The organism is Rathayibacter sp. Leaf248, from assembly GCF_920939495.1.
GTDB lineage: Bacteria > Actinomycetota > Actinomycetes > Actinomycetales > Microbacteriaceae > Rathayibacter > Rathayibacter caricis.
In genome coordinates this window covers 487448-505278 of the sequence record NZ_CAKLAV010000001.1, presented here as the reverse complement: position 1 = coordinate 505278, position 17831 = coordinate 487448, and the positions used below count along the sequence as shown (strand labels likewise).

The following is a 17831-nucleotide window of genomic DNA, read 5'->3' as shown; positions in this document are numbered from 1 at the left end:
GTTGAGGGACTGAAGTGGCTGAATACATTTACTCGATGGTGCGCGCCCGCAAGGCGGTCGGCGACAAGCTGATCCTGGACGACGTCACCATGTCGTTCCTGCCCGGCGCCAAGATCGGCGTGGTCGGCCCGAACGGCGCCGGCAAGTCGACGATCCTGAAGATCATGGCCGGGCTCGACACCCCGAGCAACGGCGAGGCGCGGCTGAGCCCGGGCTACTCCGTCGGCATCCTGATGCAGGAGCCCGAGCTCGACGAGACCAAGACCGTGCTCGAGAACGTCCAGGAGGGCGTGGGCGAGATCAAGGGCAAGATCGACCGCTTCAACGAGATCTCCCTCGCGATGGCCGACCCCGACGCCGACTTCGACTCGCTGCTCGCCGAGATGGGCACCCTGCAGGAGGCCATCGACGCCGCCGACGCGTGGGATCTCGACTCCCAGCTCGAGCAGGCGATGGACGCTCTGCGGACGCCCCCGGGCGACTCGCTCGTGACGAACCTGTCGGGCGGTGAGAAGCGCCGCGTGGCGCTGACCAAGCTCCTCCTGCAGAAGCCCGACCTGCTGCTGCTCGACGAGCCCACCAACCACCTCGACGCCGAGAGCGTGCTCTGGCTCGAGCAGTTCCTCTCGAAGTACCCCGGCGCCGTCCTCGCCGTCACCCACGACCGGTACTTCCTCGACAACGTCGCGGAGTGGATCGCCGAGGTCGACCGCGGACACCTCTACCCCTACGAGGGCAACTACTCGACCTACCTCGAGAAGAAGCGCGCGCGGCTGGAGGTCCAGGGCAAGAAGGACGCCAAGCTCGCCAAGCGCCTGACCACCGAGCTCGAGTGGGTGCGCAGCAACGCGAAGGGCCGCCAGGCCAAGTCGAAGGCCCGCCTCGCCCGGTACGAGGAGATGGCCGCCGAGGCCGAGAAGACGCGCGTGCTCGACTTCGAGGAGATCGTGATCCCCGTGGGCCCGCGCCTCGGAGCCCAGGTCATCGATGCGAAGAAGCTGCACAAGTCGTTCGGCGAGCGCGTGCTCATCGAGGACCTCAGCTTCACGCTCCCGCGCAACGGCATCGTCGGAGTCATCGGCCCGAACGGCGTCGGCAAGACCACGCTGTTCAAGACGATCGTCGGCTTCGAGCCGCTCGACGGCGGCGACCTCAAGATCGGCGAGACCGTCGACATCTCCTACGTCGACCAGAGCCGCGGCGGCATCGACCCGAACAAGAACCTCTGGGAGGTCGTCTCGGACGGGCACGACTACATCCAGGTCGGGAAGACCGAGATCCCGTCGCGCGCGTACGTCTCGCAGTTCGGCTTCAAGGGCCCGGACCAGCAGAAGAAGGCGGGTGTGCTCTCCGGTGGAGAGCGGAACCGCCTCAACCTCGCGCTGACGCTCAAGCAGGGCGGCAACCTGCTGCTGCTCGACGAGCCCACCAACGACCTGGACGTCGAGACCCTCGGGAGCCTCGAGAACGCGCTGCTCGAGTTCCCCGGCTGCGCCGTCGTGATCACCCACGACCGGTGGTTCCTCGACCGGATCGCGACGCACATCCTGTCCTACGAGGGCACCGAGGAGGACCCGGCGAACTGGTACTGGTTCGAGGGCAACTTCGAGGCGTACGAGGAGAACAAGATCGAGCGCCTCGGTCCCGACGCGGCGAAGCCGCACCGCTCCGCCTACCGCAAGCTGACGCGCGACTGATGCGCCTGCACGTCGCCATCCCGCTGCGCTGGTCGGACTTCGACGCCTACGCGCACGTCAACAACGCCGAGATGCTGCGTCTGCTCGAGGAGGCGCGCATCCAGGCGTTCTGGCGGCCGGACTCTCCCGGCGCAGCGGGGATGGCGACGGCGGTGCTGGACGCCCGACCGGGCGCCCCGACGATCAGCCTGATCGCGCGGCAGGAGATCGAGTACCTCGCTCCGATCCCGTACATGCGGGCGCCGATCGACATCGAGATGTGGATCGGGCGGATCGGCGGCGCCAGCCTCGAGATCTGCTACGAGCTGTACTCGCCCGCCGGCGTCGAGCCGCGCATCCTGTACACGAAGGCGGCGACCACGCTCGTCATGGTCACCGCCGCCACGGGCCGTCCCGAGCGGATCCCCGACGAGCTCCGCGAGGTGTGGGCTCCGTACGTCGACGAACCGGTGCGCTTCGCGAAGCGAGGCTGACCGAGCGCGTCCCGCTCAGTGCAGCGGGACGCGCACCATGCCCTCCTGCGCGACACTGGCGACCAGCAGTCCGTCGCGCGAGTAGATGCGACCGAGCGAGAGTCCGCGGCCGCCCGAGGCGCTCGGAGCCTCCTGGACGTAGAGCAGCCACTCGTCGACGCGTGCCGGGCGGTGCCACCACATCGCGTGGTCGAGGCTGGCGATCCGGAGCCCGGGCGTCGTCCACGCGGCACCGTGCCGGCGCAGCGTCGACTCCAGGATCGTGTAGTCGCTCGCGTACGCGAGAGCTGCGCGGTGCAGCATCGGATCGTCGGGCAGGGTGCCGAGGGAGCGCATCCAGACGCTCTGATGCGCCCGGCGGTCGGGATCGGCACGGAGGTAGACCGGCTGCTCCACGTGCCGCACGTCGAACGGCCGCTGCGTCGCCCAGAAGCTGCCGACCGGGTGGTCGACACCGGCGAGGATCTCGGCGGTGCTGGGCAGCGACTCCGGATCGGGCACGCCCTCCGGCATCGGAGTCTGGTGGTCCAGGCCCTCGTCCTCCGTCTGGAACGACGCGATCATCGACAGGATCGGCGCGCCGTTCTGGTACGCCTGGGTGCGCCGGGTGCAGAACGACCGGCCGTCGTGGATCCGATCGACCGAGAACGTGATCGGCAGCTCCACGTCGCCCGGGCGGAGGAAGTAGCCGTGCATCGAGTGGACGCTGCGGCCCTCGACCGTGCGGCCCGCCGCGATCAGCGACTGCGCGAGCACCTGGCCGCCGAACACGCGACCTTCCGGCATCCACTGCGACGGTCCCGTGAAGATGTCCTCGCTGGTCCGCGCCCCCGTGTCGGTCAGATCGAGCGCGGTGAGGAACGAGGACAGGGGATCGGACACGGTACCTCCGGGATGTCGGCCGATCGGTCGAGCGGCTCGGGGTAAGTTTATCGATGCGATGAATGCGTCCTTCTCCCTCGCGGATCCGCCCAGCCTCTCGGATCTGCGGGTCTTCCTCGGCCGGTCCGCCCGCGTCGACGACGGGGCGGTCCGACTGGTCGCCGACGACCACGTCCTGGCCACCTACACCGCGATCCTGCAGCCGCGCGGGATCCTCGACCGCTCCGCGACCGTGCTCGGACTCCGCGTCTTCGCGCTCGATCAGCCGGCCGCGTTCGACCGGGTGATCCCGATCCGCGCGCTCAACGACCGCCTGGCCCGCCTGCAGTGGGAGCCGGGAGGAGCCGACGGCAAGCCCGTCGTGCTCCCCGACGGTGACGACGCGACAGCCGGCGCCTGGGCGGGCATCGCGCCTCCGCGCGGCGGCTGGGCCCGACGCGAGCCGGTGGACCCCGCCTTCCTCGAGAAGGTCGCCCGCGACGGGATCGACGAGATCGCGGCGGCCGTCGGCTCGGCGACCGGGGAGCAGATCGTCGGACGGGTGCGCTCCTCCGTCTGGGGCCGGCCCCTCGACGGTCTCGAGGACGTGCCCGCCGGAGCCGCCTTCGCCCTCTTCGCGCTCGGCTTCCTCGGAGCGGACGACCCGGTCGCCCTCCTCGAGAGCGGTCCGTGGCGCCGCCTCACGTCGAGGCGGGGCCACGTCCTCGTCCGCACCCCCGCCTGACTACTCCTCGAAGGTGTTGACCATGGCGTGCGCGGCGCGCTCGAGGTAGTCCCAGAGCAGAGCGTCGTCCGCGGGTGCCAGCTCGAGCTCGTCGACGGCGACGCGCATGTGCTGCAGCCAGTGATCGCGGGCCGCGGTATTGACGCGGAACGGCTGGTGGCGCATCCGCAGCCTCGGGTGCCCGCGCTCCTGGCTGTAGGTGCCCGGGCCGCCCCAGTACTGCTCGAGGAAGCCCGTCAGCCGCTGGATCGCACCCTCGAGGTCGTCCTCGGGGTACATCGGCCAGAGCACCTCGTCCTCCCGCACGCCCTCGTAGAAGCGCCGCACGAGCCGTTCGAACGTCGGGCGGCCGCCGATGTGCTCCCAGAAGCTCCGGAGCGGCGGGGTGCCGCCGATCTGCAGTCCGCTCACGAGCGGGGTCCTTCCGTCGGGGGAGTCGGGTCGCCGTCGCGCGGACGGGAGCGGAGGGCCCGGGGGAGCCGCACGGGCTTCCCGTGCTCGGTGGTGACGGTCGGGGACGGCGTGGTGCGCGGCGGCTTGGCTCCTCCGACGCTGGTCGCCCCCTCGAACCCGCTCAGCACGACCGCGTTGAGCGAGGGCAGCTTGACGTCGAGCGCATCGAGGGCCCGCTTCAGACGCAGACGGAGCTCGCGGGCGACGTCGTCCTTGGCGGTCGTGCGGGTCTTGATCACCAGGCGCACGACGAGCGCGTCGTCGGCGATCGACTCCAGGCCCCACAGCTCGGGCTTGTCGATGATGCGGGCCCGCCAGCGGCTGCTGCCGGCCAGCTCAGTCGCGGTGGCGAGGACGGTGCTCTGCACCTGCTCGAGGTCGGTCTCGTACGGCACCGCGAGGTCGATGATGACCCGCGACCAGCCCTGCGACATGTTGCCGACCCGCGTGATCTCTCCGTTGCGCACGAACCACAGCGTGCCGTTGACGTCGCGGATCTGGGTGATGCGGACGCCGACCGCTTCGACGACCCCCGTCGCCTGCCCGGTGTCGACGACGTCGCCGACGCCCAGCTGGTCCTCCGCGACCATGAACAGGCCGTTCAGCACGTCCTTGACGATGTTCTGGGCGCCGAAACCGAGGCCGGCGCCGAGTGCCGCGGTCAGCAGGGCGAAGGAGCCGATCAAGGTGCTGTCGATCGTGTTGACGATCATCACGAGCGCGATGACCACGATCAGGATCGAGCTGATGTTGTTCAGGATCGACCCGAGGGTGCGGGTGCGCTGGACCACGCGGACGGCGGCGAGCGGTGAGGCCGCGATCGACTGGGTGTCCTCGACGCGCTGGCGCCGCTTGACGCCCGAGACGATCTGGTCGACCACCCGGCCGACGACGAAGTGCGCGATGACCCGGGCGATCAGCGCGCCGAGCACGATCGCGAGGACCCAGACGCTCTTCCAGAACACCGGGGTGTCGAAGAACGAGATGGTGGCGGAGACGGGATTCGGGGTGGAGGTCTCGAAGAGCAGCATGACCCCTCCAGGCTACGGGACGCCCTCCTCCCCGTCCGGTGTGCGCGCACCGCTCCTGGGTGCCGCGCGGGGTGTATAGATTCGGGAGGAGGGCCGCGAGGCGGTCCGCCACCGAGGGAAGGACCTCCCGTTGCTGCACTCGACCCGGACGCCCGCCGACAAGCGCCGACTCCTCCGCGAACGCCTCGCCACGGGCGAGCTGCTGCAGCTGCCGGGCGCGTTCACCCCGCTCTCGGCGCGGCTGATCGAGGCGAAGGGCTTCGACGGCGTGTACGTCTCAGGCGCCGTGCTCTCGGCCGAGCTGGGGCTGCCGGACATCGGCCTCACCACGCTCTCGGAGGTCGCGGGTCGCGGTCAGCAGATCGCGCGCATGACCGACCTGCCGGTCCTCGTCGACGCCGACACCGGCTTCGGCGAGCCCCTGAACGTCGCGCGCACCGTGCAGATGCTGGAGGACGCGGGAGTGGCGGCCCTGCACATCGAGGACCAGGTCAACCCGAAGCGGTGCGGGCACCTCGACGGCAAGGCCGTGGTCGACGAGAGCACCTCGGTGCGCCGCATCGCCGCGGCGGTCGACGCGCGCCGCGATCCCGACCTCCTCGTCATGGCGCGGACCGACATCCGGGCCCTCGAGGGTCTGCAGGCGGCGATCGACCGCGCGAAGCGGCTGGTAGACGCGGGAGCGGACGCGATCTTCCCCGAGGCGATGCGCGACCTGAGCGAGTTCGAGGCGGTGCGCGCCGCGGTCGACGTGCCGGTGCTCGCCAACATGACCGAGTTCGGCAAGAGCGAGCTGTTCACGACGCAGCAGCTGGCGGACGTCGGCGTGAACATCGTCATCTACCCCGTGTCGCTCCTGCGCATCGCGATGGGCGCGGCGATGCGCGCGCTCGACGGTCTGAAGGCCGAGGGCTCGCTCCGCTCCGAGGTGCCCGGCATGCAGACCCGTGCCGAGCTCTACGAGCTGCTCGACTACGAGTCCTACGGCCGTTTCGACGAGGGCGTCTTCGACTTCAGCCTGGCCGACCACTACGGCGCCTGAGCGCCCGCACTCCCCGGTGCGGCGCCGCACCGGGTCCGTCTCGCGAAGGAGCGATGCATGAGCACGACGAGTCAGGACATCAGGAAGGGCCTCGCGGGGGTCGTCGTCGACACCACGTCGATCTCGAAGGTCGACCCGGAGTCGAACTCCCTGCTGTACCGCGGGTACCCGGTGCAGGAGCTCGCGTCGCGGTGCTCGTTCGAGGACGTGGCCTGGCTGCTGTGGCACGGGGAGCTCCCGACGGCGGAGGAGGCGGCGGCGTTGTCCGACATCGAGCGCGCCCACCGCGCCCTGGACCCCGCCGTGCGGGCCGTGATCGATCTCCTGCCGCTGACGGCCCATCCGATGGACGTCGTCCGGACCGCCGTCAGCGTCCTCGGCGCCCTCGATCCGGAGCCGGGAGCGGACGCGCCGGGGGAGGTGCTCGCGCGCTCGGTGCGAATCTGGGCCGCACTGCCCGCCGTCGTCTCCTTCGCGCAGCGACGTCGGCGCGGCCAGGAGCCGATCGCGCCGCGGGACGACCTCGACTACTCCGAGAACTTCCTCTGGACGACCTTCGGCGAGGTGCCCGACCCGGTCGTCGTCGACGCCTTCCGCGTCTCGCTGATCCTGTACGCCGAGCACTCGTTCAACGCCTCGACCTTCACCGCGCGGGTCGTCACCTCCACGCTGTCCGATGTCTACTCAGCGGTCACGGCGGCAGTCGGCGCCCTCAAGGGGCCGCTGCACGGAGGCGCGAACGAGGCGGTCCTGCACGTCTTCGACGAGATCGGCCTCGGCCCCGACGCACCTGCGCGCTCCCGGGAGTGGCTGGCCGATGCGCTGGCCGCCAAGCGGAAGATCATGGGCTTCGGTCATCGGGTCTACAAGTCGGGGGACTCGCGCGTGCCGACGATGGACGCCGCGATGCGCCGTCTGGCCGAGCACGCGGGCCGTCCGGACGTCGTGGAGCTGTCGGACGCGCTGGCCGAGGCCATGGCGGAGCGCACGGGCATCCTGCCCAACCTCGACTACCCCTCCGGACCGGCCTACCGGCTGATGGGCTTCGACACCGAGGTCTTCACTCCGCTGTTCGTCGCGGCGCGGGTCGTGGGCTGGACGGCGCACGTGATCGAGCAGCGCTCCGCGAACGCGCTCATCCGACCCCTGTCGCAGTACGACGGCGTCGCTCGACGATCGGTGCCCGAGCGCTAGGGTCGCTCGCCGATCGGCGCCCGAGCGGTAGGGACGAAAAAGGGGCGCCGGATCGCTCCGACGCCCCTCCGGGACCGATCAGCGGGTCGATCAGCGCCCGTCGCGCTCCTGGGCGCGCAGGGCGCGCTCCACACCCGCCAGGTTCTCGACGACGAGACGGCGCAGTGCCGGCACCTCGGGGTTCGCCTCGAGCCACTCCCGCGTCGCCGCGACGATCTCGGGTGTCGGGGTGGCAGCCGGGTAGAAGCCGACGACGAGGTACTCGGCGATCTTGTAGCTCTTCGAGTCCCACAGCTCGCGCAGAGCGTCGAAGTAGACCGGCACCATCGCGTCGAGCAGCTGCGGGTCGCTCGTGCGCTGGAAGCCGAGGCCCGTCGAGCGCACGATCGTGTTCGGCGCGGAGTCGTCGGCCGTGACCGACTCCCAGGCCGCGCGCTTCGCCTCGGCGGTCGGGATCGCGGCGCGGGCCTGCGCCGCCGACTGCTGACCGGTGGCCGTGGTGTCGGCGGCGAGAGCGGAGTCGATCTCCTCCGTGCCGGCCCGCCCGCCCGCGACGAGCGCGATCAGCAGCTCCCAGGAGAGGTCGGTGTCGATCTCGAGGCCCTCGAGCGAGGTCGAGCCGCTGCGCAGCGCCTCGAGCGCGTCGAGGTGCTCGGGCGTCGACGCGACGGCGGCGAAGAACTTCACGAACTGGAACTGCGCGTCGCTGCCGGCCTCCGCCTCCTCGGCCAGGGTGCGGAGCCGGTCGCCGACCTGAGCGACGGTCTCGGAGCGGTGCTCCGGAGCGACGTACTGGGTCGCGGTCGTGACCAGCTGGCCCAGCACCGTGCGGAGCGTGGTCGACTCGGTCTCGGTGGCGATGTTGCCCAGCACGAGGCGGACGAAGTCGCGGGGAGCCGACTCGGCGTCCCGCGTCGCATCCCAGGCCGAGCCCCAGACGAGCGAACGCGCCAGGGGGCTCTCGATGCTCGCGAGGTGCTCGATCGCGACGTCGAGCGAGGCGTCGTCGAGCCGGATCTTGGCGTACGCCAGGTCGTCGTCGTTGAGCAGCACGAGGGCCGGGCGGGTGCGGCCGATCAGCTCGGGCACCTCGGTCCGCTCGCCGTCGACGTCGAGCTCGAGCCGGTCGATCCGCACGAGGCGGTCGCCCTCGAAGTCGTAGAGGCCGATCGCGAGGCGGTGCGGACGGATCGTCGGGTACTCCTCGACGGCGCTCTGCAGGATCGCGAAGGAGGCGATCGAGCCGGACTCGTCGACCGCGATCTCGGGACGCAGGGTGTTCACTCCGGCCGTCTCGAGCCACTGCGCGGACCACTCGGTCAGGTCGCGGCCGCTCGTCGCCTCCAGCTCGACGAGCAGGTCGCGCAGCTCGGTGTTCGAGAACGCGTGCTTCACGAAGTACTCGTGGACGCCCGCGAGGAACTCCTCCTCGCCGACCCAGGCCACCAGCTGCTTGAGCACCGAGGCGCCCTTGGCGTAGGTGATGCCGTCGAAGTTGACCTGGACGTCCTCGAGGTCGTTGATCGTCGCGACGATCGGATGCGTCGAGGGCAGCTGGTCCTGGCGGTACGCCCAGCTCTTCTCCATCGCGGCGAAGGTCGTCCAGGCCTCGGTCCACTCGGTCGCCTCGGCGGTGGCCAGGGTGGACGCGTACTCGGCGAAGGACTCGTTCAGCCAGAGGTCGTTCCACCACTTCATGGTCACCAGGTCGCCGAACCACATGTGCGCGAGCTCGTGCAGGATCGTGACGACCCGGCGCTCCTTGATCGCGTCGGTGACCTTGGAACGGAACACGTAGGTCTCGGTGAAGGTGACCGCTCCCGCGTTCTCCATCGCGCCGGCGTTGAACTCGGGGACGAAGAGCTGGTCGTACTTGTCGAACGGGTACGGGACGCCGAACTTCTCCTCGTAGAACGCGAAGCCCTGCTTGGTCTTCTCGAAGACGTAGTCGGCGTCGAGATGGGGAGCGAGCGAGGCGCGGGCGAAGACGCCCAGGGGCACGGTGCGGCCGTCGGAGGAGACGAGCGAGTCGCGCTCGACCACGTACGGTCCCGCGATGAGGGCCGTGATGTAGGAGGAGATGCGCGGCGTGGGCTCGAAGCTCCAGGTCGCGACGCCCTCGCCGGCCGGCACCGGCTCCGGGGTCGGCTGGTTGGAGACGACCTGCCAGGCGGCGGGCGCGGTGACGGTGAAGCGGAACTCCGCCTTGAGGTCGGGCTGCTCGAACACCGCGAACACGCGGCGGGAGTCCGGCACCTCGAACTGCGAGTACAGGTAGACCTCGCCGTCGACGGGGTCGACGAAGCGGTGCAGGCCCTCGCCGGTGTTGGTGTACATCGCGTCGGCGACGACGGTCAGCTCGTTCCGGGCGGCGAGGGAGTCGAGGCGGATCCGCACGCCGTCGGCGACCTCGGCCGCGTCGAGCTCGACGCCGTTCAGCACGACCGAGTGGACGGTCCGCGTGATCGCGTCGAGGAAGGTCGACGCACCCTCCACCGCGGTGAAGCGCACGGTCGTCGTGCTGAGGAACGTCTCCGGCCCCTGCGTGAGGTCGAGGCTGATGTCGTAGTCGATGACCTGGATCAGCGAGGCGCGCTCCTGCGCTTCGCTCCGGGTGAGGTTTTCTCCTGGCACGGGTGCTCCATCCGTTCGTCTCGGGCGCGGCCGCCGGGCGCCGGGGTGCGGGCGCCGACGATCAAGCCTAGGGCCGTGGCGCCCGGTGGCACCCGGGCGGCGCTCAGGCGCACGGAGGGTGCGGACGGCGGCGTAACGTGAGGGCATGACCTCCGTGGATTTCTGGTTCGACCCCTCCTGCCCCTGGGCCTGGATGACCTCCCGCTTCGTCGACGAGGTGACGCCCGCCCGCGACCTCGACGTCACCTGGCGCATCATGAGCCTCGCCGTCCTCAACGAGGACAAGGACGTCGACGAGTCCTACCGCAGCTTCCTCCCGCGGGCGCTGCGCTACACGCGCCTCGTCGCGGCCGTCGGCGAGCGCGAGGGCCGCGAGAAGGTCAAGCCGCTCTACGACGCTCTCGGCACCCGGATCCACGTCGGTGGCCGCACGGACGTCGACACGATCATCGCCGAGTCGCTCGCCGAGATCGGAGTTCCGGCCGAGCTGGCCGCCTACGCCGACTCGGAGGAGTACGACGCCCCGATGCGCGCCTCGCACTTCGAGGGGATCGACCGCGTCGGCCAGGACGTCGGCACCCCCGTCATCGCGATCGGCGACGTCGCCTTCTTCGGCCCCGTCCTCTCGCCCACTCCGCGCGGCGAGCAGGCGCTGACCCTGTGGGACGGCATCGTCGCCGCCGCCTCGTACGACGGATTCTTCGAGCTCAAGCGCTCGCGGACCCGCGACCCCCAGTTCGACTGAGGGCGACCGCCCTCCGCGGGCGGTACTCTGACTCCCGGCCCGCTCGAGCGGGCATCGATTCGGCACTCTCAAAGGACGAGCGCGTGCGCATCCACATCGCAACGGACCACGCCGGGCTGGACTTCAGCCGGCACCTGATCGAGCACCTCGGTGCGGCGGGCCACGAGGTCGTCGACCACGGTCCGACCTCCTACGACCCGCTCGACGACTACCCGTCGTTCTGCATCAACGCGGCAGCGGCGGTCGTTCGCGACCAGGAGGCCGGCGTGCAGGCGCTCGGAGTCGTCTTCGGCGGCTCCGGGAACGGCGAGCAGATCGCGGCGAACAAGGTGGCGGGCGTCCGCGCCGCCCTGGTCTGGAACCTCAGCACCGCGGTCCTCGCCCGCCAGCACAACGACGCCAACGTGATCTCGATCGGCGCCCGCCAGCACACGGTCGACGAGGCGACGGGATTCATCGACGCGTTCGTCGCCGAGCCCTTCACCTTCGAGGAGCGGCACGTGCGCCGCATCGCGCAGCTCGCCGAGTACGAGGCCACCGGCGACATCGCCGGCCGAGCCGTCGACTCGACCGCGAAGAGCCGCTAGGTGCCGGAGGGGCACTCCGTCCACCGCATCGCGCTGCAGTTCGAGCGCGACGTGGTCGGGCACGCGGTGGCCGTCAGCAGTCCGCAGGGACGGTTCGCGGAGGGCGCCGCGGTGCTCGACGGGCGGACCGTCCTCGAGTCGACCGCGGTCGGCAAGCACCTGCTGCTGCGCTTCGAGGGCGATCTGTTCCTGCACGTGCATCTCGGCCTCTACGGGGCGTGGGACTTCCTCGGGCACGTCTCTCCGCTCTTCCCCGACGGGAAGGCGGGCAGCAGCATCGGTGCCCCGCGGCGGCGGCGCGCGGTCCGGCTCTCCGAGACGGAGCACGAGACCGACAGCGACCTCGACGAGTTCCCGCCCCCGCCGATCGGCGCCGTGCGCGTGCGCCTGCAGACGGAGGAGACGGTCGCCGACCTGCGCGGACCGACGGCGTGCGAGGTGATGGACCCGTCGCAGGTCGAGGCCCTGCTGGCGCGGCTCGGCCCCGATCCGGCCGCCGACGACTCCGATGCCGCGCGCGAGCGCTTCGTGACGCGGCTGCGCAAGACGGCCACTCCGGTCGGACTGGTGCTGATGGACCAGTCGGTCGTCAGCGGCATCGGCAACATCTACCGGGCCGAGCTGCTCTACCGCGCGGCGCTGGACCCGCACACGCCCGGCAAGCAGGTGCCGCTCGAGCTCGCGAACGAGCTGTGGGCCGACTGGGCGCTCCTGCTCGAGGACGGCATCCGCACCGGCATGATGATCACCCGGCGCGGGCTGACCGCCTCCGAGCGGTCGAAGGCCGTCCGCAGCCGCGCCGAGCGCAACTACGTCTACAAGCGCGAGGGCCTGCCCTGCCGCGTCTGCGGCACGAACGTCCTCCTCGAGGAGATCGGCGCGCGCAAGCTCTACTGGTGCCCGGTGTGCCAGTCGTGATCGAGGCCGGACGACGATGAGCGGATCGCTGCTGCTGCGCGGCGCGAGGCTGCTGGGCGCCGATGCTCCGGTCGACCTGGTGGTGCGGGACGGGGTGATCGACTCCGTCGGCGCCGCGGCCGGACCGGTCGACCACGTCCGCGACCTCGACGGCCGGTGGCTGCTGCCCGGACTGTGGGACGAGCACGTGCACTTCTCGCAGTGGGCGATGACCGCTCCGCGCCTGGACGTCTCGTCGGCCGTCTCGGCTGCCGAGGTCGTGGCGGCGGTCCGCGACCGGCTCGCCGTCTCGCCCGCGGGAGCGACGACCACGCTCGTCGGCTTCGGCTACCGCGACGGCCTGTGGCCCGAGCCGCCGACCACCGGGCAGCTCGACGCCGTCGCGCCCGAGCGGCCCGTGGTGCTCGTCGGCGGCGACCTGCACTCGGTCTGGCTCAACTCCGCGGCGCTCCGGCGCTACTCCGTGCCGTGGACGGACGATCTCCTGCGCGAGGACCCGTGCTTCGAGCTCGTCACGGCGCTCGGCGCCATGACCGACGACGAGCTCGACCTGCTCGTCGACACGGCGGCCCGGCAGGCGGCCGCGCGCGGGGTCGTCGGAGTCGTCGATCTCGAGATGCGCTGGAACGTCGGCGACTGGACCCGCCGCGTCGCTCACGGCACGCGGTCCCTCCGGGTGGACGCCGGGGTGTACCGGGACGACCTGGACCGCGCGATCCGCGAGGGGCTGCGCAGCGGGGACGAGCTCGCCGGGGGAGAGGGCCTGCTCCGGATGGGCCCGCTCAAGGTGCTGATCGACGGCTCCCTCAACACGCGGACCGCCTTCTGCGAGCACCCGTACGAGGGTGCCGGCGCGGGGCGCGGGGTCCTCACCGTCGATCCGGTCGAGCTCGACGAGCTGCTCGCCCGCGCGGCGGCGGCCGGGATCCGGTCGACCGTGCACGCCATCGGCGACGCGGCCGCCACGGTCGCGCTCGACGCCCTCGCGCGGGTGGGCGGCGGCCGGATCGAGCACGCGCAGCTGCTCTCGGACGCCGACATCCCGCGGTTCGCCGGCCTGGGAGTCGTGGCCGGCGTGCAGCCCGAGCACGCTCTCGACGACCGCGACGTCGCCGACCGCTACTGGGCGGGACGGACCGGCCGCGCCTTCGCGCTCCGCTCGCTGATCGACTCCGGAGCGACGGTCGTGCTGGGATCGGACGCCCCCGTCGCGCCGCTGGACCCGTGGGTCGCGATGGCGGCGGCCGTGGCCCGGGCTCGCCTCGGCGATGAGCCCTGGCACCCCGAGCAGCGCCTCGATGCTCGGGAGGCGATCACCGCCTCGACGAGGTCGCGACGGCTGCGGCCGATGGCGGGCGACCCCGCCGACCTCGTCGTCGTCGAGCGCGACCCGCTCACCGCGGGTCCGGACCGGCTGCGGACCATGCCCGTGGCGCTGACGCTCCTCGCGGGCCGCGTCACCCACGAGGCCTGACGCCGGTCCCGGCCGACCGGGCAGACGGAAGGCCCACCGGATCCGAGGATCGGGCGGGCCTTCCGGGTGCGTCCGGGGGCGGGTGCTCAGCTCTCGCTGACGTGCGCGAAGAGGAACCAGCGGTCCTTCTCGAGGCCGCGGCCGATCTCGATGGCGACGTCCTGGCTGCTGGCGTCGATCTCGGCGAGCTCGGCGATCGCGGTGTTCACCGTGGCGATCGCGACGTCCATCTGGGTGATGATCTCGACGATGGCGTTCTCGGAGCGCTGGAACCCGGGGGTGAGGGGCTGGGTCCGCGTCGCCGAGGCGACGGTCTGGATGCGGGCGTCGACGGGGAGGCCGAGGGCGACGACGCGCTCGGCGGCGAGGTCGGCCCACTCGATCGAGTGCGCGACGATCGTGTCGAGGAGCTCGTGCACGCCGATGAAGTTGGCGCCGCGCACGTGCCAGTGCGCCTGCTTGCCGTTGACGGCCAGCGCGGTCATCTCGACGACGACGGGGCTGAGGAACTGAGCGACTCCGGATGCGACATCCGGGTTCGACGAGGTGAGCGACGTGACGGATGCAGTGGACATCGATCGGGTCCTTTCGAGAGGGGGTGACTGATCGTCAACTGTACGCCGCAGCCCCGTAGCCGCAAGGAAGCGGAGGCTCCGCTAAGCGCCGCTGAGGTGAGGCTGTCCTCCTCCGCGAGGGCCGCAGGAGCGACGGAGACGGGGGTCCGCCCCCGGGTGCCGAGAGGGCGCCGCCGATACGCTCGGACCGGCGTCCCCCTCCCGCGGCGGGCGTGAAGGAGGGCCGTGATGAGCGCTGCGTCGTCACCGCTGGCCGAGGCGACCCGCGCCTACCTCCGCCTCTGGCGCGGGGTGCCGCGTGAGGCGCTCGCGCTGGTCGTCGCGGTGCCGTTCGCGGTCGTCGGAGCGACGACGGTCGGCCTCGCGCTCGTCGCCGCGCTCGGGCTCATCGGGGTGCTGATCGGGGTCGTCCTGGTCCCGGTCGCCCTGATCGTCGCGCGCTTCTTCGCGCGCGGCACCCGGTGGCTCGACCTGCTCGCCGGTCGCCCGGACATCCCCGAGCCCCGAGCGCGCCGGGCGCCCGCCGGTGTGGCCCCCGCCACCTTCGCGCTCTACGGTCCCGTGATCGACGGCCACTACTGGCTGGCTCTGCTGCACACGCTGATCGTGGCTCCGCTGCTCTCGACGGTGCTCGGGGCCGTGCTGGTGCTGTGGCTCTGGGCGGGGGCGGGGACCCTCGTGACGGCGCTCGACGGCACGGGAGGCGGCTCAGCGACCGCCGCGCGCTGGGTGGCCGACCGCGTGAGCTCACTGCTCGGCGTGCCCGAGCCGCCGGAGATCCTCGTCGTCCTGGCCGCAGTCGCCGTCGTGGTGCTGTTCGTCTCGACCCTGCCGTTCGCGACGCGCGGCCTCACCCTCGCCCGCTACCTGGTCGACAGGCTGCTGCTGGGCCCGTGGAGCTCGGAGGCGCTGCAGCGCGAGGTCGAGGAGTTGAGCGCCTCTCGCGGAGCCGCCGTCGCCGCCGAGGACCGCGAGCTGCGCCGGCTGGAGCGGGACATCCACGACGGACCGCAGCAGCGGCTCCTCCGGGTGCAGATGGACCTCGCGTCGGCGGAACGCCGTATCGGCGCGGATCCGGAGGGAGCGACGGCCCTGATCGCGCAGGCCCGCGAGCACGTCGGCGCGGCGCTGGACGAGCTGCGCGCCCTGTCGCGCGGCGTCGCCCCGCCGATCCTGCAGGACCGCGGGTTCGAGGCGGCCGTGCACTCGATCGCCGCGCTAAGCCCCGTTCCGGTGGACGTCGTCGTCGACCATCCGATCCGGGGGGTGCCGCCGGAGGTCGAGCGGAGCGTCTACTTCGTCGTGGCGGAGCTGCTCGCGAACGCATCGAAGCACGCGAGGGCCCGGCGCATCCGGGTCCACCTCGACGTGCGCGATCCGGGCGCGTCCGGGGAGAGCTGGCTCGACGTCTGGGTGATCGACGACGGAGTCGGCGGGGCGGCCGCGATCCCCGGCCACGGACTCGAGGGGGTCGAGGGGAGGCTCCGAGGTCTCCGCGGAGTCCTCCGCCTGGACTCACCCGCGGGAGGACCGACGATCGTCGGCGTCCACGTGCCGTTCCGCCCGCTCCCCGCCGATGCCCCCCGCTCTAGGCTGACGGAGTGAGCTCCGCACCCGTGATCCGCGTCGCCCTCGCCGAGGACTCGGTACTCCTCCGGGAGGGCCTCGTCCGACTGTTCGAGGACGCGGGGTTCGCCGTGGCCGGAGCGTTCGGCGACGCCGAGGGACTCGTGGCCCTCCTCGAGCGCGAGCCCGCGGCGGTCGACGTCGCCGTGCTCGACGTCCGCATGCCGCCGACCTTCCGCGACGAGGGGGTGCGTGCGGCCCTCCGGATCCGCGCCGCGCACCCGTCCGTCGCGGTCCTCCTGCTGAGCCAGTACGTCGAGGTGACCTACGCGCACGAGCTGCTCGGATCCGGCGAGGGCGGGATGGGCTACCTCCTGAAGGACCGGGTCGCCTCCGTCGACGAGTTGCGTGACGCGGTCGAGAGGGTGGCGGCCGGAGGGACCGTGCTCGACCCGCAGGTCGTGGCGTCGCTCCTGCAGCGCCAGCGCGATCCGCTCGCCTCGCTGACCCCGCGGGAGCGGGAGGTGCTCGAGGCGATGGCGGAGGGGCGCACGAACGCGGGCATCGCGGCGTCGCTCTTCATCGGGGTCGGTGCGGTCGAGAAGAACGTGACCGCGATCTTCCAGAAGCTCGGTCTCGAGGACTCGGGATCGGACCACCGGCGCGTCCTCGCCGTGCTCGCCTGGCTGCGCTCTGCCCGCTGAGGTCCCGCTCGCCGGGCGACGGTGCGAGGATGCGGGACGAGCGTCCCGGAACGACGAGAGGAAGACGACGATGTCGAACGATCAGCAGGGGCCGCGCCTCCTCGGGCTCGGCGAGGGGCGATCGCCCCGCCTCGCCCGCACCGCCTGGGCGGCGCCCGGCGCCGTCCTCGTCGGCGACGTCGCCGTGGGGGAGCGCGCGAGCGTCTGGTACGGGGCGGTGCTGCGGGCCGAGAGCGCGTCGATCCGACTCGGCGAGGGCAGCAACCTGCAGGACGGCGTGATCGTGCACGTCGACGCCGGGTTCGGTGCGACGATCGGCGCCGGGGTCTCGGTGGGGCACAACGCCGTGCTGCACGGCTGCACGCTCGAGGACGACGTGCTGGTCGGGATGAACGCGACGGTGCTGAACGGCGCCGTCATCGGGACCGGCTCCCTCGTGGCGGCGGGTGCCGTCGTGCTGGAGGGCACCGTCGTCCCGCCCGGGTCACTCGTGGCCGGAGTGCCGGCGAAGGTGCGTCGCGAGCTGACGGAGGAGGAGCGCGCCGGCATCCGCAGGAACGCCGAGTCGTACCGAGCGCTGACCGAGCTGCACCGCGGAGCGTCGGACGCGACGGCCTGACGCGGCCGATGCGGTTCCGAAGACCGGGCCGTTCAGAAGAGGGGCTGACGAGAATCGAACTCGCATCATCTGTTTGGAAGACAGAGGCTTTACCACTAAGCTACAGCCCCGGATCCGCGGCGCGAGGCTGCGGAGCGAGTGTGCGCCCGTCTCTCGATCGGGCACCATGACACTGTAGTACATCCCGCGGCCGAGGCGGACACGTCCTCGCGGCACTGCTCGCGGCGCGCGGTCGGTACCTCGTTCCTGCCGGGCGAGTCGTGGTGGAGTACACTTGCGAAGGCCATTTCGGCGTGTCGCGAGAGCGGACGTGCGGAGAGGGCTCGACGAGAGTCTCACAGCACGGTGCCCCGGCCCGCGCATCCGGGGCGTAGCTCAGCTTGGCTAGAGCGCCCGCTTTGGGAGCGGGAGGTCGCAGGTTCGAATCCTGTCGCCCCGACCACGATTCTCATCGTGACGACCTCGACCCGTGACGACCGTTTGCACGGCGCCGACACCAACCAGCACAGGAGA

17 protein-coding genes and 2 tRNA genes are annotated in these 17831 nt (G+C 71.6%); 13 read left to right on the top strand and 6 right to left on the bottom strand.

From position 1 onward, the window contains the following. Positions 1–14: 14 nt before the first annotated feature. Positions 15–1697: an energy-dependent translational throttle protein EttA gene (gene ettA / locus LRG51_RS02465; protein ID WP_055792444.1), complete on the top strand. Its 1683-nt coding sequence runs from the start codon at positions 15–17 to the stop codon at positions 1695–1697. Further along, entirely contained in the window at positions 1697–2170 is a 474-nt protein-coding gene (locus LRG51_RS02460) for an acyl-CoA thioesterase (RefSeq protein WP_055792441.1), read from the top strand. The genes ettA and LRG51_RS02460 overlap by 1 nt, the downstream gene beginning before the upstream one ends. A gap of 15 nt (positions 2171–2185) precedes the next feature. Here LRG51_RS02460 and LRG51_RS02455 read toward each other — a convergent pair whose 3' ends face one another. Then, positions 2186–3052 carry an acyl-CoA thioesterase gene (locus LRG51_RS02455; RefSeq protein ID WP_230670901.1) on the bottom strand — a complete coding sequence of 289 codons (867 nt, stop codon included), beginning with the start codon at positions 3050–3052 and terminating at the stop codon, positions 2186–2188. Between the two features lie 58 nt (positions 3053–3110). Between LRG51_RS02455 and LRG51_RS02450 the strand changes: the two genes are divergently transcribed. Continuing rightward, on the top strand, positions 3111–3776 hold the full coding sequence (locus LRG51_RS02450; RefSeq protein ID WP_055792438.1) for a hypothetical protein: 666 nt from the start codon (positions 3111–3113) through the stop codon (positions 3774–3776). Here the strand turns inward: LRG51_RS02450 and LRG51_RS02445 are convergent, their stop codons facing one another. Together LRG51_RS02445 and LRG51_RS02440 are read right to left on the bottom strand one after the other, a co-directional pair. Then, entirely contained in the window at positions 3777–4187 is a 411-nt protein-coding gene (locus LRG51_RS02445) for a globin (protein ID WP_082481461.1), read from the bottom strand. It abuts the gene before it with no gap. Beyond that, positions 4184–5260 (bottom strand): mechanosensitive ion channel family protein, encoded by a 1077-nt coding sequence (locus LRG51_RS02440; RefSeq protein WP_082481459.1) that lies wholly within the window; start codon positions 5258–5260, stop codon positions 4184–4186. The genes LRG51_RS02445 and LRG51_RS02440 overlap by 4 nt, the downstream gene beginning before the upstream one ends. A 130-nt stretch (positions 5261–5390) precedes the next feature. On the opposite strand from LRG51_RS02440, the gene prpB reads away from it, so the two are divergent. Further along, positions 5391–6302 carry a methylisocitrate lyase gene (gene prpB, locus LRG51_RS02435; protein WP_055792436.1) on the top strand — a complete coding sequence of 304 codons (912 nt, stop codon included), beginning with the start codon at positions 5391–5393 and terminating at the stop codon, positions 6300–6302. A 57-nt stretch (positions 6303–6359) separates the two neighbouring features. Then, the gene (locus tag LRG51_RS02430; RefSeq protein ID WP_230670899.1) at positions 6360–7496 is read left to right on the top strand and encodes a bifunctional 2-methylcitrate synthase/citrate synthase; all 1137 of its coding nucleotides are present in this window, start codon (positions 6360–6362) and stop codon (positions 7494–7496) included. A 90-nt stretch (positions 7497–7586) separates the two neighbouring features. On the opposite strand, the gene pepN is transcribed toward LRG51_RS02430, so the two are convergent. Continuing rightward, entirely contained in the window at positions 7587–10130 is a 2544-nt protein-coding gene (gene pepN / locus LRG51_RS02425) for an aminopeptidase N (protein WP_230670897.1), read from the bottom strand. 145 nt (positions 10131–10275) lie between these two features. On the opposite strand from pepN, the gene LRG51_RS02420 reads away from it, so the two are divergent. The 4 genes from LRG51_RS02420 to LRG51_RS02405 all read left to right on the top strand — a co-directional run bounded on the left by LRG51_RS02420 (position 10276) and on the right by LRG51_RS02405 (position 13854). Next, a complete protein-coding gene (locus LRG51_RS02420) occupies positions 10276–10875 on the top strand; it encodes a mycothiol-dependent nitroreductase Rv2466c family protein (protein WP_230670894.1) in 600 nt (199 codons plus the stop codon). Positions 10876–10958: 83 nt separating this feature from the next. Further along, positions 10959–11462: a ribose-5-phosphate isomerase gene (locus LRG51_RS02415; protein WP_055792425.1), complete on the top strand. Its 504-nt coding sequence runs from the start codon at positions 10959–10961 to the stop codon at positions 11460–11462. Then, on the top strand, positions 11463–12380 hold the full coding sequence (locus LRG51_RS02410) for an Fpg/Nei family DNA glycosylase (RefSeq protein ID WP_055792422.1): 918 nt from the start codon (positions 11463–11465) through the stop codon (positions 12378–12380). It abuts the gene before it with no gap. Between the two features lie 16 nt (positions 12381–12396). Next, positions 12397–13854: an amidohydrolase gene (locus LRG51_RS02405; protein ID WP_230670890.1), complete on the top strand. Its 1458-nt coding sequence runs from the start codon at positions 12397–12399 to the stop codon at positions 13852–13854. A gap of 86 nt (positions 13855–13940) precedes the next feature. On the opposite strand, the gene LRG51_RS02400 is transcribed toward LRG51_RS02405, so the two are convergent. Then, the gene (locus LRG51_RS02400; protein ID WP_055792411.1) at positions 13941–14429 is read right to left on the bottom strand and encodes a Dps family protein; all 489 of its coding nucleotides are present in this window, start codon (positions 14427–14429) and stop codon (positions 13941–13943) included. 228 nt (positions 14430–14657) lie between these two features. Between LRG51_RS02400 and LRG51_RS02395 the strand changes: the two genes are divergently transcribed. The 3 genes from LRG51_RS02395 to LRG51_RS02385 all read left to right on the top strand — a co-directional run bounded on the left by LRG51_RS02395 (position 14658) and on the right by LRG51_RS02385 (position 17318). Next, the gene (locus LRG51_RS02395) at positions 14658–16034 is read left to right on the top strand and encodes a sensor histidine kinase (RefSeq protein ID WP_230670887.1); all 1377 of its coding nucleotides are present in this window, start codon (positions 14658–14660) and stop codon (positions 16032–16034) included. Next, positions 16031–16699, top strand: coding sequence for a response regulator transcription factor (locus LRG51_RS02390; protein WP_055792406.1), 669 nt, complete (start codon positions 16031–16033; stop codon positions 16697–16699). The genes LRG51_RS02395 and LRG51_RS02390 overlap by 4 nt, the downstream gene beginning before the upstream one ends. 70 nt (positions 16700–16769) lie before the next feature. Beyond that, positions 16770–17318 (top strand): gamma carbonic anhydrase family protein, encoded by a 549-nt coding sequence (locus LRG51_RS02385; protein ID WP_055792402.1) that lies wholly within the window; start codon positions 16770–16772, stop codon positions 17316–17318. Between the two features lie 39 nt (positions 17319–17357). Here the strand turns inward: LRG51_RS02385 and LRG51_RS02380 are convergent. Then, a tRNA-Gly gene (locus LRG51_RS02380) sits at positions 17358–17428 on the bottom strand. A gap of 254 nt (positions 17429–17682) precedes the next feature. Here LRG51_RS02380 and LRG51_RS02375 point away from each other — a divergent pair. Continuing rightward, positions 17683–17760: transfer RNA gene (locus tag LRG51_RS02375), tRNA-Pro, on the top strand. Positions 17761–17831 lie beyond the last annotated feature (71 nt).

Bases quoted from the DNA above. Each gene is read 5' to 3' on its own strand.
- LRG51_RS02440 (WP_082481459.1), bottom strand. From the start codon at position 5,260: ATGCTGCTCTTCGAGACCTCCACCCCGAATCCCGTCTCCGCCACCATC.
- LRG51_RS02385 (WP_055792402.1), top strand. From the start codon at position 16,770: ATGTCGAACGATCAGCAGGGGCCGCGCCTCCTCGGGCTCGGCGAGGGG.
- LRG51_RS02395 (WP_230670887.1), top strand. From the start codon at position 14,658: ATGAGCGCTGCGTCGTCACCGCTGGCCGAGGCGACCCGCGCCTACCTC.
- LRG51_RS02400 (WP_055792411.1), bottom strand. From the start codon at position 14,429: ATGTCCACTGCATCCGTCACGTCGCTCACCTCGTCGAACCCGGATGTC.
- LRG51_RS02450 (WP_055792438.1), top strand. From the start codon at position 3,111: ATGAATGCGTCCTTCTCCCTCGCGGATCCGCCCAGCCTCTCGGATCTG.
- LRG51_RS02430 (WP_230670899.1), top strand. From the start codon at position 6,360: ATGAGCACGACGAGTCAGGACATCAGGAAGGGCCTCGCGGGGGTCGTC.
- LRG51_RS02405 (WP_230670890.1), top strand. From the start codon at position 12,397: ATGAGCGGATCGCTGCTGCTGCGCGGCGCGAGGCTGCTGGGCGCCGAT.
- LRG51_RS02460 (WP_055792441.1), top strand. From the start codon at position 1,697: ATGCGCCTGCACGTCGCCATCCCGCTGCGCTGGTCGGACTTCGACGCC.
- LRG51_RS02420 (WP_230670894.1), top strand. From the start codon at position 10,276: ATGACCTCCGTGGATTTCTGGTTCGACCCCTCCTGCCCCTGGGCCTGG.